We start from the raw sequence: 14,574 nt of genomic DNA, 5'->3' as shown, positions 1-14,574 counted from the left end.
CGGTCGTTCTCCTACTGGTCCTGCAACAGATCGAAGTCGGGCGCGCCCTGCGTCGTCTGTTGTTCCTGCTGGTTGGCCTGACCGAGCGCTGCGGCGCGCGCGGCAGCAAGTTGTGCCGCGTTGCCCTGGGCCTGTGACTGCGCGATGCGATCCTGCATCTGCTGCGCGACCTGGCGCTGCATCAGTGCATGCAGGTCCACCATCTCGCCGGCCAGCACGTTTGACTGCTGGTTCAGCATCTGCAGCCCCTGTACGTTGCCGGTAACACCGGGAATCTGCGACTGGATCTGCTGCAGGTTCTGCGCGCGCTGCGCCAGCGTGTCCAGGTTCTGCATGTCCTGGGTGAGCTGCTGCTGGTAAAGACCGCCACGCGTCGAGGCGAGCGAGGTGTAGGCGGACAGCCACTGTCCGGGCGACATGCCCGTCGTGTTCATTTCCGAGAGGCTGCGACCAAAGAGCCCGTTCGTCGCACTGGCCGCCTGCTGCAATCGCGTGATGGCGGTCGACAGCGACTGGACGTTCGTGATCTGCGTGCGGTAGGGGGCGATGGTCTGGTCGATCAGCGAGGTGGGAACCTGTTTCAGGTTCTGGACCATCGTGACGTACTGCTGCAGGCGGGTGATCTGCGCCTGGACGTTCTGCTCGACCATCTGCGCCTGCTGGGCCACCGACGAAGCCAGCTCGGCATGGTTCAGCAACTGCGTGATTTCGGTGGCGCCACCGTCGAGGCCGCCGCCGGCGCGAGCCGCGCCAGCGTGCAGGACCAGGGGGAGGACAGCGACAAGCGCGGCGCCGCGAATCGTGGACCTATGCATGGTGGACCTCCTGCTCCAATGCTGCAGTCGCATCCGCACTCGAACGGGCCACCGCTTCCTCGATGTAGCGCTCTTTCCAGTCGGGCCGACCGGAGTGCAGATACCGGTCGAACATGAGCTGGGCGCTCATTTCGGATCGCAGGATGGCGATCGATACGGGGTCGAGCGGCACCGAGATACGACGCGAGGCGCCACCCTGTTCCGTGATGAAGTAGTCGCGTTTGGCGATGAGCTGCTGGATCGTGCGGATCTGTCCGTCAGACAGGCCGAAATCGCGCTGGTAAGCAGCTTTCGCGGACGGCGTGAAGTTCTCGACGGGCACGAATACCCGCACGAGCACGTTGTCGCGGATCTGTGGCCAGATTTTTGAGGTTGACACCTGCTCGGGCGACTGTGCATCCATCCATACGCAGCCGAGCTTCTTGCGCATCGTGACGATCCAGTTGCCGATCTGGGTCGAGAACGCGTCGTCGTCCAGCAGGTTCCAGATTTCCGGCAGCATCACGAGCGTAGGGCCGATGACGCCGGAGGCGCGGCGCAGATCGAGTGAGTCCTGGATGCGGTACGTCACGTACGACAGGAACGGTCGGGCGATGGCCGGGCTTGCGAGAATCCGGTCCGTTGCCATCGAGACCCACTGGCCGGCGTTCGAGCCATGCTCGAAACTGTCGCTCACGTTGTCGAAATAGTGGGCGTGGACGGCGGAGCCGACCCACAGAGCCAGTTCGTCGGCCAGCGGACCGGCGGGTAGGGACGCGTGGACCGTGCGCAGCCGCCACAGGCGCCGGTCGGTGCGGCTGCGCGTGGCGGCAAGCGCGGTTTCCAGCTCACGACGGTCTTCCGCGGCGACGCGGTAGGTGCCGCGCTGCTGTGCGAGCATCACGATCCATTCGACGAGGAACTCCCGGTGCCGGAGGTCCGCGAGCAGCACGAGCGGATTCATCTGCGCATGCTCGTCGGCGGAAGTCCCGGCCGCGCCATGATCGAACTGCAGATAGCGTCCACCCTGCAGGATCGTCGGGATGCGCATCGAGAGGTCCTTGTCGAACCCGTACAGCCACGCATCGGGATACTTGCGGAACAGCGTCGCGCACAGCAGCATGAAGATCGTCTTGCCAAAACCGGTGCGCCCGCAGACCAGCATGTGCCCGACGTCGGCGAGGAACGCGGTGAACCAGTAGGGCGTGCCGAATTCGGTCGGGAATGCGGCGAGCGCCGGACAGAGCGTGCCCGTTTCCTTCGTGAGGTGGGCGTTGATCCGGTGCCCGTCCGACACGCCGCGCAACGGTAGCAGCCGGGCCAGTGCAGCCGTGTCGATGAACGACCACCGCGCGCATTCGCGCCACATGCCGGGGATGCTGGTCGCGAAGGCCGAGAACGCGTGCAGGGTTTCGCGTACCGGCGTGAAATGTGCCGCGCGCAGTGCTTCCTCAACGGCCCGGTGTGTGGTGACCGTCTGCGTCCACGCCGTTTCGACCGTGGTGTCATCATTGAATGGCGTCGTCTTGAAAACCGGCGAGAAGGAAAGCACCGACAGGTTGTAGTACCCGTACATTTCTTCGGCCATCTCGACCTTGCCAATGCGCCGGTTCGCGTCGTCGGCGGCAGTGGAGCGGGACTGGTTCTGGCGCGCACCGGACGTGTCGCCGCCGCGCAGCGTGGCGGCCAGCAGCGAGCGTGCGTCGAGCCGCCGTCCTTCGTGATAGCGGCGTACGCTGTCGATGAAGCGCATCGCGGCGGTCGGGGTCGTGAGCCGGAAGCAGTGGCTGACCGTGAGCTCGCCCGGCACTTTCAGCAGCCCGTCGAGACTCGTGGGCAGCACGCTGTCCGGCCAGAAGTCGCGGCGGGCCGGAATACCGGCCGCGATCGCGAAACGCTGGCGGCCGTGAGAGTAGAAGTGCAGGTAGTCATGGCCGGGACGGACTTCGGTGTCGCACATGGCGAGGTCCAGGGCGGGAATGTCCGGAATCGGGACAGCGGCCAGATGATCGCTGGGCGGGGAACAGCAGGCGTGCATGAACGCGCCGAGCGCGTTCCCCCGAAGCCGGCGGCAGGCCAGACGCGGGTTGCCTGCGACGAAGCCGAACAGGAGGGTCTCAAAAATCTCCACGACAGCGGCCAGCTCCGAAGCCGTGTACGCAAACAGGTACTGGTCGGAGAAGGTGCCGCGCACGGCCTGGGCCAAGGCTTGGACGATCGACAGGCGATCGTGCGTCATTCCGTGCGTGACCTTGCCCGCGAAGCGGTCGATGCCGACGTCGGGCGCCAGTGCGAACGTGACGAAATGACGGTTCGTGTAGTTCGCGCCCCGCTCGAAGGTGTCGCGCCGGGCGTCATCGACGCGTTGCGAAATCGGGTCCGGCATCGGCACGCTCAGGTACTGCGCGCTACGGCGGCGGTGCACCGTCCACCACATCATGACAGGCCGGCGCGCGATGTCACGGAGCGACGTGATGAGGTTGCCCATCAGTTCGAGGACGTGGCCAGTCGAGAGCGCATCGGCATCCGGTCCCGAGAACTCATACGTCGCCATGACCGACGAGTCCTTGTTGACGATCAGCGAGTCGCTGAAGCGGAACAGCCACGGCACCATCTCGGCGGTAGAGCGACGATCGCCGTCGGTGCGCAGTGCGACACGCGCGAGCGGTTCGGCGTCGAACGGGGAGAGGGTCGATGGCGGGCGCGCGACAGATGGCTTCAGCATGGCATGCCTCGGGCGAAGCCTTTTGGACGGGCATTGATTTTCTGACGCGGCAACGCCCGGGGCTCGTAGTAGTCGCCCTGCCGGCTGTACTTCGTGTAGCAGCGGATCTGGTCCGGATCGCGCCGCACCGCGAGCCAGAGCACGGGATGCGTCACCAGTACCGCGAGCAGTACCCAGCCGTTGCGCAGGCCTGCAGCGAACGTAATGACGATGGCGAACTGGGCGATGCACCATTTGCGGTCGATGCCGAGCAGCAGGAACGGTTCGAGCATCGTCTTGCGGATGCGTGCCGGAAGTGGATTCAGCGGGTCCGACGGATCCTGCGGATTGAGCGGTACGCCGGAGCCGTCGCGGGTAGCAGAACGAAGTGTTTCCATGCCGGCCTCGGTCAGATGCTGCCCGTGCACGCGGCGCCGTGATTGAACACCTGTGCCCAGAGTAGCGGCATGTTCAGGATCGCCAGCGTCCCGAGCACGCCGCGCAGTACGTGCGTCTTGATGTTGCTGCGCCCGTCATCGAGCAGCCACAGTACGATCGAGCCAACGAGGGCAGAGAGCGATACGACTTCCAGCAGTTCGTTATCGAGCACGTCCTGATACACGGTACACAGTCCGCCGTTCCAGATGCCGGCGTGCGCGATGGCGGGAATCGTGCCGAACCAGATGGCTGCCAGGAGCAGACGGAGAGCGCGGTGATGGCGAATAACGATGATTCGCCATGCGTTGCGCAGATCGGTATGGTGATCACGGAATGCGGTGATGGCGCGACTGATCGCGCGTGGCAGTCGACCGCGTTGAAGTGGCTCATGCATGGACCAGCTCCTCGTGGGAGGCGAAGCGGGAGAAGAGGCACCGGGTCTGGTAGCGGCCACCTTCGGCGCCGAGCACTTCGCGGATTTCGACCGGGCCACGCACCGAACCCTGACGCTCGGCGTGCACGAAAAACCGGAATGTCGAAGCGATCTTCTGACGCAGGTCGTCGATCGACAGGAGCCGGCCTTCGTCGCTCATTCGGATGAGCGACTCCAGCCGGGCCGGAGCGGTGTCGGAGGAGTCGGCGTGGAATGAGACGATGGAGCCAGGATGTCCGGTGTTCAGCGCCTCCATCAGGTCGAAGGCTTCGGCGCCACGCACTTCGCCGACGATGATCCGGTCCGGGCGCACGCGCAGCGAGAAGCGCACCAGGTCCCGGACCGTGATGCCGAGATTGGTCTCGAACGCGACGTGATTGGGTGTGCGCACCTGCAGTTCAGCCGTGTCCTCGATCGTGACAACGCGATCTTCCTGCGGCACGGCGTCGATCATCGCGTTGAGCAGCGTGGTTTTGCCTGATGAAGTCCCGCCGGAGAACGCAAGGTTGATGCGCTCACGCATGACCCATTCGAAGAATTCGCGTAGCGCAGCGCCGCCCGAAGCCAGACGCTCCAGCAGCGCGGCATTGCGGCGGCGCGCGGTAAGCGATGACACACCCCGCAGTACATCGAACGCGCCGCTGCGCTCATAGTCGGCAAGTCCAATGCGGCGGCGCGAGTGTTTGCGGATCGACATCATGTCGCCATGGACGGCAACGGGATGCCGCGCGGCGGCGATGCGCAGGCCGGGCAGGCGGGCGTCGAGCAGCGGCGTCTGTTCCTTTGCGTTGACGTTGGCGAGGATCGTGATGGCCCGGTCGAGTGCATCCGGGTCAAGGTCGCAGCCGGCAACGTACGCCATGCGACCGTTGCGCTCGACAAAAATCGCGTCGGCGCGGTTGACCATGATTTCCTGCACGTCGGGATCCGCGAGCATCGGTTGCAGCGGACCGAGATAGTCGTTCAGTACTTCGATCGCGTATTCGTAGGTGAGGCGGCTCATCGGTCACCTCCGCGTGCGGTATTCCACGTGAATGGCTGGAACAGCTCCGCGAGCAGCCCGGGGGCCTTCACAGGCGGACCAGATGGACTGTTTGGTACGGGCAGCGGGAGCGAGGCCGTCGTATTGAGCGCGCGGTAGACGCGGCGCGCGTACGCGATGCGCTTCTGGTCTGTTCGGGCGTTGTAGGCGCCCACGGCATCCCAGCTCAGGCCCAGGCGCCGCAGATTCTGCGACAGGATCCACGCGCCGACGTAGGCGTTGGTGCAACGGTCCTGGAGTGCCGCGCGCGAGACGCCAAAACGCGAAAGCGTCGTGAGCCAGCGGCTGTTGATCTGCATCAGCCCGATATCGGTGCTGCCGTCGGCATTCAGATGGACGACGTTCGCATGCTGTCCCGATTCGACGGTGGCAATCGCGCGGACGAGCCTCACGTTCACGTGATGAAAGCGTGCGGCGTCATCCACGCAGTCGGCCCGGCAACTGGCAGCCGGCACGCCCGTCACAGCGACTGCCAGAACGATCCACACATGTTTCACCTTGGCCTCATCGGTTGGTTGGCATCCCCCGCGCCGCGCCGGTGATCTGAGAAATCCAGAAAAAGAGCCTGCCGGAGGCGGGGTGCGCACCGGCAGGCAAACAGCGCGCGTCAGTCCAGGGGAGAGGACCGACGTATCCACTGTAGGCAGCGACAGCGTGCGGGTGGGCCAGATACCTGCGCGCGCACGTGATTTTTGAAGCAGGTTTTTCGTGGGCAGCACGTCAGTTGCCCCGGCGCATGGCTGACCGTCCGGCGCGATACAAAGGCGGTTAAAAAAGGCGAAGAAGGCAAGGGGAGCAAAGGGCGATTCAAAGGGAAGGGCCTTATCCAAAGGCCGCGGGTGAAGCTCGGGATGAGACGCTTCACCCGCTCAAAGGCGCAAAGGATGAAGGGCAAAAAAGGGCATTGCCGCAAGGGCGAAAAACGCTGCGGCTCACGCCGCGCAAGGCTGACGAAGGATCGCCGGACTGACCGGCAGCGTCGGTGTCGTGCCAGGGGAGTTGCCTGCATGCGGTAGTTAGCATCCGTGCAGTCATTCAGGATTGGTCCACTGCATGGCTGCGTACTGTGGAGCATGGAAGTTACATAGCAGTCCTCCTGACATGAAATTTCACGGTATCTGCGGCAAACCCAGATGGCATTCAGTACTGCCCTGACCTGGCTGGGGCTATCTCACCGCGCTTCATCGAGACCATCTCAGGCGACTCCAGCTGAGCCGGTCGCGCTGCGGCGCGCGCCTTCTGCACAGCATCTGCCGGTGCTCGGATATCTGGATCTGCTGGACCGAACGGGCATGCAGGGCACAGCCCGCCGCATCGGCAGCAGCGTGGGTCTGTCAACGGAGAACGAGCAGCGTGACATCGAGCCGTTGATCCGACGGCTCACCGAGTTTGTCCAGCTTCTGCCCGCGTCGGAGTCACACCATCACGCACAGCCGGGTGGACTGCTGGTTCATCTGTTCGAGGTGGCACGGTATGCGCTGCATTTTCGCGAAGGGTACCGTCTGCCGCTCGGCGCGAGTCCCGAAGACCAGATGCGACACGGTGCACGTTGCAGCTACGCGGTGCTGGTCGGCGCATTACTGCACGACATCGGCAAGCCGCTGGCCGATTTGAAAGTGGAACTCGTCAGCGGTGCCGACGTGCGCCGGTGGGTCCCGCTGGCAGGCAGCATGAATGAACAGGATGGCCAGTGGTATCGGGTGGATTTCCCTGAACCCGCACAACGGGATTACGGTATGCACGCGCGCCTGGCGATCGTCTTGCTCCAGCGCCTGGTTCCTTCTGCGTCACTAGGCTGGCTTGCACAGTATCCGCCCGTACTCGACGAACTGGCCGCGTATCTGTCGGATGACGCCACGGCAAAGGTCGGGGCACTTGCGAAGATCGTCGGTGAGGCGGACCAGCGCTCGGTCGCACAAAATCTGCTCACGGGACCGCGCACGCGGTTCGTGACCGCCCGCAGCGTCCCGCTGATCGAGCGGCTGATGGAAGGGCTGCGCCGGCTGCTGGCGGAAGGTGAAATGCCGCTCAACCGTGCGGGCGCCACCGGCTACTGCGACGGCGAATCGCTGTGGTGCGTGGCGAAGACGCTTGCCGAAACGTTGCGGGCGTATCTCGGTAGTCACGAGCAGCAACAACCAGGCGCGGGCGGTATCCCGTCCGATAACAACCGGCTCTTCGACACCTGGCAGGAGTACGGCGCGCTCATGCCGACGCCGGAAGGCGGCGCGATCTGGACCATCGAGGTCGCCGTCGGTACGTGGAAGCAGACGTTCACGGTCCTGCGTTTTCCGCTCGACCGGTTGTACGCGGACCCGGGGCGGTATCCCCGTGCACTGCCGCCCGGCGCGGTCCGCGTGGTCGAGGGCACCAAGGTGGAGGAACCGGAATCGAAAGAGGGGGATTCGTCGGGTCCGGCTGGTACCGCGGACGTCCAGGCCGGTGCGCAGGACGAGGACGATCCGGAGCATCTCCGTGCAGTACACGTCCCGTCGTCATCGGAAGATGCACGAACGGTAGAACCCGTTGCTGGCGCACCGATACTGCTGATGATGCCCGATCTCGCTGGTGCGGCGGTCGACGGACCCGTGCCGATTCCGGTGGCGGATGTGCGCGCGCCAACCTCACGCGAGGATCCTGCAGATTTCCTGCCTGACGCAGAGAGCGCATCCGCATTGCAGGCCGAAGCATCTCATGAACGCGAGGTGCCGAAAGCAGACGGGCCGGTTCCGGACGAGGTCACGTCGCCCGTGCGCCCGAAACAGAAAGCGAAGGTGCCCGCGAAGTCGGTTGTTTCGCGTGAAGGCGGCCGGCAGCCTCGCCCGAACGCGGAGCGATTCCTGGCTTGGGTGCAGGAAGGCATTGCCACTGGCGCGCTGCCCTACAACGAATCGATGGCGCGCGTGCACTTCGTGCCCGAGGGCATGCTGCTCGTCACGCCCGCCGTCTTTCGGGATTTCGCGCAGGCACATCCCGAAGCGATCGAGCAGACACCCACGGATGACGGGAGAACGCCGGAAGCGTGGAAGCAGGTCCAGCGCGATTTCCAGAAGTCCGGCTACCCGGTGGCGGCCGATTCGGGCGGAGCCGGCCGGTCATATCTTATCCACTACAACATCAAGGGAGCGGGCGGCCGGCAACTGTCGGTGATGCTCGTGCCGGAGCCAGAGCGATTCTTCAATCCCGTCCCGCCGCCGAACGCGATGATCCAGTCGAAGCAGAAGCCGGCTCAGGATCGGGACGGCCCGGCGCAGTCATAAGCGTCGACCGGGAGCGAAATGGAGATGGCCTATCCCGTCGACAACCGCTTTCGCAGACCGGTCGAACTGCTGTCGTCCGTTGCCGCGCTCGCGGCGACGGGCGTGCTCTGGTCTGATCCCGCGCTATTCCTCGTCACGCCGGCAACAGGCGGGGTAACGACGCTTGCGCTGCTCGCAGTCGCCTTCGTGCGAGGGCGGCAGGCATGGCAACTGATCCGTTTCCAGCGCAACCTGCGGCGCCTGCCCCAGTACGTGATTCCGGCTGCGGCGATTCCCTGCTCGGACAGGGAGGTGTTTCTCGGCCGGGGTTTCCGGTGGAGCGGCATTCACACGCAGCGCCTGTATCAGGCCCGGCTCCCTGAAAGCCGGCGGTTGCTTGCCCGCAACGATCTGTATGACCACGCGCGGGACTACGAACGGTTACGTCCCGACGCGCGCCTTGCGCGCATCACGCGCCGGCCGGCATGGTGGAACCCGGTCGCGCCGCTGTCGCCCGTCGGCGGCGATCCCGCACTGCACGGTGTCGAGCCCGAGGAGCGCGACATCTGGTTCGACCTGGGTGAGCGGGTCGGACATATGGCCGTGCTCGGGACGACGCGCGTCGGCAAGACCCGGCTATGTGAGGTACTGGTTGCGCAGGATATTCGCCGCGATGACATCGTCATCGTGTTCGACCCGAAGGGCGACGTTGACCTGCTGCTGCGCATGTATGCGGAGGCGAAGCGTTGCGGCCGGGAGAGCGAGTTCACGTTCTTCCATCTCGGCTATCCCGATAAGTCCGCGCGCTACAGCCCGATCGGCACGTACTCGAGGATCACGGAGGTGGCGACGCGCATCGCCGGCAACCTGCCAAAGGAAGGGCAGTCGGCTGCATTCCGCGATTTCGTGTGGCGCTTCGTGAACGTGATGGCGCGGGCGATGAGCGCGCTCGGTATCCGTCCGACCTACGAGATGATTTACCAGAACGCCGTGAACATCGACGGACTGGCGTTGCAGTATTTCCGGTTCTGGCTCGATCGCGATCATCCAGGCTGGGAGGACGGGCTGGAGCCGCTGGAGAAGGAGGAAGCCAGACAGGCGATGCGGCTACAGCGCAACCAGGAGGTGCTGCAGGTTGCGAACCTGATCCGTCAGCAGGGGTGGACTGATCCGATCGCGAACGGGCTACTGTCGGTGATCAGCAATGAGCGCTCGTACTTCGACAAGCTGATCTCTTCGCTGTACCCGCTCCTGGAAAAGCTCACCACAGGGCGCACGTCGGAGTTGCTGTCTCCCGATTACGGCGATCCGGACGACCCGCGCCCGGTGTTTGACTGGAACCGCGTGATGGACCGGGGTGGGATCGTGTACGTCGGGCTCGATGCACTGTCTGACTTCGAAGTCGCGGGCGTGGTCGGCAACGCGATGTTTGCGGACCTGACCTCGACCGCGGGCCGCATTTACAAATACGGCCATGGCTACGGGCAGAGCACAGGTAGCGGCAGACGCCGCGTGTCGATCCATGCGGACGAATTCAACGAACTGGTCGGCGACGAGTTTGTGCCGATGGTGAACAAGGCGGGTGGGGCCGGCTACCAGGTGACGGCCTATACGCAAACGAGCGCCGATGTGGAGGCGAAGATCGGTTCGCGGGCGAAGGCCGAACAGATTTTCGGCAACTTCAACACACTCGTGATGCTGCGCGTGAAGTACGTGACAACGGCGAAGATCCTGACCGACCAGCTCCCGATGGTCGACGTGAAGACGCTGACGCTTGCGTCGTCGGCAACAGACGCCGTGCGCCGCGGCGAGGGGGTGCATTTCACCGCGCAGACTCACGATCAGATCTCTGTGCGGCCGGTTCCGATGCTACAGCCGTCGGACCTGACGCAGCTACCCAAGGGCCAGGCGTTTGCGCTGATTGAAGGAGGCCAGCTTGTGAAAGTGCGGTTACCGCTGCTGGACGCACACGATCCGGTCATGCTACCGGGGCTTGATGATGTGGCGGCGGACATGCGCTTGCGCTATGCGTCGTACGTCCAGGCCGTATCGGCTTTTGACGACGCGGGCGGCGTGGCGCCGGACGCCATCGGTGGAGCGGTCGGCAGCTTTATGCCGCTCGGTGCGAGTGGTCCGGCATCAACCGCAGGTCCGTGGGCCGTTGAAGGCAGGGGCGCGGGATTCTGACCTCGAAGGTGAGCAATGGTGGCGAAAGCGCGCGATAACAATGCTGATGGCGTGAAATCTTTCTTCTGGATCGTTGATCTCGCGATCCACGTCGCCCTCTGGCTGCTGCTGGCCAGCCTGCTTTCGGTGCTCGCAGATCTGGCCGCCGCGCATTTTCTGTGGCGTGACGATCCGGCAGGCGGGATCCGGTCGCTGGTGCGCTATTACATGGAGCAGACCAGCGATCCTGAACTGGCCGCGCGGGCAGCGGACTTCGCCTACTGGAGCTGGTTCGGCTGGACGGGCGTCGATGCGTCGGCACGCGCATGGGAGGCGGGGATCCTGCCGCATCAGGGGGTGGGTTCGCTTCTGCGCCCTGCCTTTACCGGCACGACCCGGGAGGCGCTGGTGGTGGCGATGGTCGGCATCAAGCTTTTCGGAATCCGTGCCGCGATGCTCGCGATGACGATTCCCCAGTTCGTGCTGGCGGTCGCCATGGCGCTCGTTGATGGACTCGTATCGCGGCATGTGAGGCGCGAGGAGGGCGGCCACGAATCGGCTACCCGCTATCACCACGCGAAGCACCTGTTGATGTTCGGCGTCATTCCGCTCACTGCGATGATCTGGCTGGTGGCGCCGCTGCCGCTGCCTGTGTATCTGCTTTTCTGGCCTGTGTCGTTGATGATCATGATCGCGATCTGGAACATGGCGAAGTACTTCAAGAAATATACATAGAACGCGTGCAGGGAATACCTCAAGGCGGCTATCGACGCGCTCCCCTGTGCGACGGAGTCTTGGGGGGCCATGCTGACGGTTCTTGTTCCAGGAGATTGCGCACCATACATGCAATGTTATAACATTGCATGTATGGTTGAACGACCCTCCCATGTGACGGCCTGCAACCCAGTCGTCCCGCAGGTATCGCGCACAGCGCCGCGATCGATGTCCCCTGATACGCAAGGAGCTTTCCATGGATTCACGGCTACCGGTGACTGTCCTTTCCGGCTTTCTTGGCGCAGGCAAGACCACGCTGCTGAACCATATCCTCAATAACAGGGAAGGTCGGCGTGTGGCGGTCATTGTCAACGACATGAGCGAGGTGAATATCGACGCCGCGCTCGTGCGCGATGGGGGTGCTCAGCTATCCCGGACTGACGAGAAGCTGGTCGAGATGAGCAACGGCTGCATCTGTTGCACGCTGCGCGAGGACTTGCTGGTGGAAGTCAACCGTCTTGCCAGAGACGGGTGGTTTGACCAACTGGTGATCGAATCGACAGGCATTTCGGAGCCACTACCGGTCGCCGAGACCTTTACCTTTGCCGACGACAGTGGCCGGAGCCTTTCGGATGTGGCGCGCCTCGATACGATGGTGACGGTGGTCGACGCGTTCAACTTCCTCAGGGACTACAGCTCGCAGGACAGCCTGCAGACGCGCGGCGAATCGCTGGGCGAAGAGGACAACCGTACGGTCGTCGATCTGCTCGTCGAACAGATCGAGTTCTGCGATGTCATCGTGCTCAACAAGCTGGATCTGGTTAACGACGCTGACCGCGAACGGCTGGTGGCGATCCTGCATGGCCTGAATCCGCGCGCGAGGATTGAGTTCGGGGAGTTCGGCAAGGTGCCGCTCGAAAGGGTGCTGGGTACGAAGCTCTTCGATTTCGAAGAGGCGTCAAAGGCGCCTGGGTGGCTCAGGGAGTTGCGCGGCGAGCATGTACCGGAAACCGAGGAGTACGGCATCCGCAGCTTTGTCTGGCGTGCACGGCGACCGATGCATCCGCAACGTTTCTGGGATCTCATCAACAGCGAATGGCCAGGCGTGGTGCGCTCGAAAGGGTTCTTCTGGCTCGCGAGCCGGCCGACCCATGCCGGCTCGTGGTCGCAGGCCGGCGCAGTGTGCCGGCACGGCGCGGCGGGCTTGTGGTGGGCGGCCGTGCCGAAGGCGTACTGGCCGAAGGATCCCGAGTCGCTGCATTTCATCGACCGGAGCTGGGATCCAGCTGTCGGTGATGCGCGCCAGGAACTTGTGCTGATCGGCATCGACATGCACGAGGACGCATTGCGCAGTCGGCTTGATGCCTGTCTGCTGACCGACGCGGAAATGGCGAGTCCGCAAGCGTGGCGTGACTATGCGGATCCTTTCCCGGTCTGGGGCGGCGAGGTGCCCGAATCGCAAGAGGCTACGTGAACGAAGCGTCTGCTGCTGCATCCGGGCGGCCCCGGCCGCGCGGACGTGACCGTCCGCATGGTGCGCGCGCGTCTCATGCAGCGCGAGCAGGCGTGCCGAAACCTGAAGAAGCGATTGCATGTGACAGGGAGTCTGCGATGGAGCTCATTCCGGTAACGTTGCTGACGGGGTTCCTCGGCAGCGGCAAGACGACTGTGCTGAACCGGCTTGTGCAGCAACTAGAGATGGCGGACGCGCTGGTGCTGATCAACGAATTCGGCGAGGTGGGCCTCGATCATCTGCTTGTCGCGCACAGCCGCGAGGATGTCGTGGTCGAGATGAGCAACGGTTGCCTGTGCTGCACGATACGGAAAGACCTTGCCCGCACGCTGAAGGACGTTCACCGACGTTTTGCCCGGGGAGGCCGGCGGCGCTTCAACCGAGTGGTCATCGAAACGACGGGGTTAGCCGATCCCGCACCGATCGTCCATACGCTTGCGACGCATCGCGATCTGCGCGACCGTTACCGGCTCGACGGCATGGTGACGACGATCGACGCACGAAACGGCGAAGCTACGCTCGACGCCCATGTGGAAGCGGTCAAGCAGGCCGCCATGGCGGACCGGCTGCTGATCACAAAAACCGACCTCGTAGAGTCGGATGCACTGGGGCGGCTCACCGGCCGGCTTCAGACGATCAATCCGGGCGCGGGGAGAATCCTGGTCAGCCACGGCGATGTATCGGCGAGCCGCATCCTTGATCTTGGGCTCTTTACGACGGACGGGAAGATCGGTGACGTGCGGCGGTGGCTTAACGAAGAGCGGTACCGCGACGATGATCACAGCCACCCTCACGCTCATCATGCGCACCAGCACGAAGAGGCGCACGATCACGAGGCAGGACATTCACACGGCGATGACCATGAGCATGAGACTCATGCGAATGAGCGGGCCGCGCATGAAGATGAGGACCATCACGAGCACGACGTGAATCTCCACGACGACGAAATCCGTGCCTTCTGCTTTACCATCGAAGATCCGGTACCCGACCGCGTGCTCACTGAATGGCTGGACATGCTGTTGTCGTTGATGGGACCGTCGATGCTGCGCATCAAGGGAATTCTGAACGTGAAGGGCGTCGACAGGCCAGTTGTGATCCACGGTGTGCAGCACGTGTTCCATCCGCCGGTCGAGCTCAATGCCTGGCCCGATGAGGACCGGCGTTCGAGGATCGTATTCATCACCCGCGCAGTGGGGCGGGAAACGATCGAGGCGACGTTCAGACTATTCAGCGAAGTCGCGGCGATCCGGGCGGAGAAGCTGGGCTCATCGTGACTGTACCCTCCGTCATGTTCGATAACAGCATCTAAGTGGACGCATGACGCTGAGACGCTCATGCTTATGGGCATGTCGGACTACGCATCTCCATTTGCGTGCGCGTCGTCGGTGTTTTGGCGACACCACCGCGCGTGCCTGTGTATCTCCTGTGTGATGGCGCTGCTCGCGGTGCGGAGCATGGCGAAGCAATCGGAGGAAATGCGCCGGGTCTTCAATCGACCGCCCTATACTTCGGTTCGGTGATGAAAGGAAGA

General features: G+C 63.8%; 11 protein-coding genes. 5 read left to right on the top strand and 6 right to left on the bottom strand.

From position 1 onward, the window contains the following. Positions 1 to 11: 11 nt before the first annotated feature. The 6 genes from P0D71_RS08180 to P0D71_RS08155 are packed head-to-tail and all read right to left on the bottom strand — an operon-like array spanning position 12 to position 6,241. Complete coding sequence (locus tag P0D71_RS08180; protein ID WP_408479656.1) at positions 12 to 815, bottom strand: conjugal transfer protein TrbJ; 804 nt, start codon at positions 813 to 815, stop codon at positions 12 to 14. Further along, positions 808 to 3,519: a VirB4 family type IV secretion system protein gene (locus P0D71_RS08175; protein ID WP_408479655.1), complete on the bottom strand. Its 2,712-nt coding sequence runs from the start codon at positions 3,517 to 3,519 to the stop codon at positions 808 to 810. The genes P0D71_RS08180 and P0D71_RS08175 overlap by 8 nt, the downstream gene beginning before the upstream one ends. Beyond that, on the bottom strand, positions 3,513 to 3,896 hold the full coding sequence (locus tag P0D71_RS08170) for a VirB3 family type IV secretion system protein (RefSeq protein WP_408479654.1): 384 nt from the start codon (positions 3,894 to 3,896) through the stop codon (positions 3,513 to 3,515). Before P0D71_RS08170 ends, P0D71_RS08175 begins: the two co-directional genes overlap by 7 nt. An 11-nt stretch (positions 3,897 to 3,907) precedes the next feature. Continuing rightward, the gene (locus P0D71_RS08165; RefSeq protein WP_408479653.1) at positions 3,908 to 4,330 is read right to left on the bottom strand and encodes a hypothetical protein; all 423 of its coding nucleotides are present in this window, start codon (positions 4,328 to 4,330) and stop codon (positions 3,908 to 3,910) included. Then, positions 4,323 to 5,372 carry a TadA family conjugal transfer-associated ATPase gene (locus P0D71_RS08160; RefSeq protein WP_408479652.1) on the bottom strand — a complete coding sequence of 350 codons (1,050 nt, stop codon included), beginning with the start codon at positions 5,370 to 5,372 and terminating at the stop codon, positions 4,323 to 4,325. The genes P0D71_RS08165 and P0D71_RS08160 overlap by 8 nt, the downstream gene beginning before the upstream one ends. Beyond that, entirely contained in the window at positions 5,369 to 6,241 is an 873-nt protein-coding gene (locus P0D71_RS08155) for a lytic transglycosylase domain-containing protein (RefSeq protein WP_408479651.1), read from the bottom strand. The genes P0D71_RS08160 and P0D71_RS08155 overlap by 4 nt, the downstream gene beginning before the upstream one ends. 303 nt (positions 6,242 to 6,544) lie before the next feature. Between P0D71_RS08155 and mobH the strand changes: the two genes are divergently transcribed. The 5 genes from mobH (at position 6,545) to P0D71_RS08130 (ending at position 14,317) form a co-directional block, all read left to right on the top strand. Continuing rightward, positions 6,545 to 8,671 (top strand): MobH family relaxase, encoded by a 2,127-nt coding sequence (gene mobH / locus P0D71_RS08150; protein WP_408479650.1) that lies wholly within the window; start codon positions 6,545 to 6,547, stop codon positions 8,669 to 8,671. 24 nt (positions 8,672 to 8,695) lie between these two features. Next, positions 8,696 to 10,837 carry a type IV conjugative transfer system coupling protein TraD gene (gene traD / locus P0D71_RS08145; protein WP_408479649.1) on the top strand — a complete coding sequence of 714 codons (2,142 nt, stop codon included), beginning with the start codon at positions 8,696 to 8,698 and terminating at the stop codon, positions 10,835 to 10,837. A gap of 15 nt (positions 10,838 to 10,852) precedes the next feature. Continuing rightward, on the top strand, positions 10,853 to 11,551 hold the full coding sequence (locus tag P0D71_RS08140; RefSeq protein ID WP_408479648.1) for an IncC plasmid conjugative DNA transfer DtrJ family protein: 699 nt from the start codon (positions 10,853 to 10,855) through the stop codon (positions 11,549 to 11,551). Between the two features lie 235 nt (positions 11,552 to 11,786). Further along, positions 11,787 to 13,004, top strand: a complete 1,218-nt coding sequence (zigA, locus tag P0D71_RS08135) for a zinc metallochaperone GTPase ZigA (protein ID WP_408479647.1) — start codon at positions 11,787 to 11,789, stop codon at positions 13,002 to 13,004. Between the two features lie 137 nt (positions 13,005 to 13,141). Further along, positions 13,142 to 14,317: a CobW family GTP-binding protein gene (locus tag P0D71_RS08130; protein WP_408479646.1), complete on the top strand. Its 1,176-nt coding sequence runs from the start codon at positions 13,142 to 13,144 to the stop codon at positions 14,315 to 14,317. Positions 14,318 to 14,574 lie beyond the last annotated feature (257 nt).

It is taken from the genome of Paraburkholderia sp. RL17-383-BIF-A (genome assembly GCF_046028015.1).
Lineage (GTDB): Bacteria > Pseudomonadota > Gammaproteobacteria > Burkholderiales > Burkholderiaceae > Paraburkholderia.
Note: the sequence above shows the minus strand (reverse complement) of the source record. Positions and strands in the feature narration are given on the sequence as shown.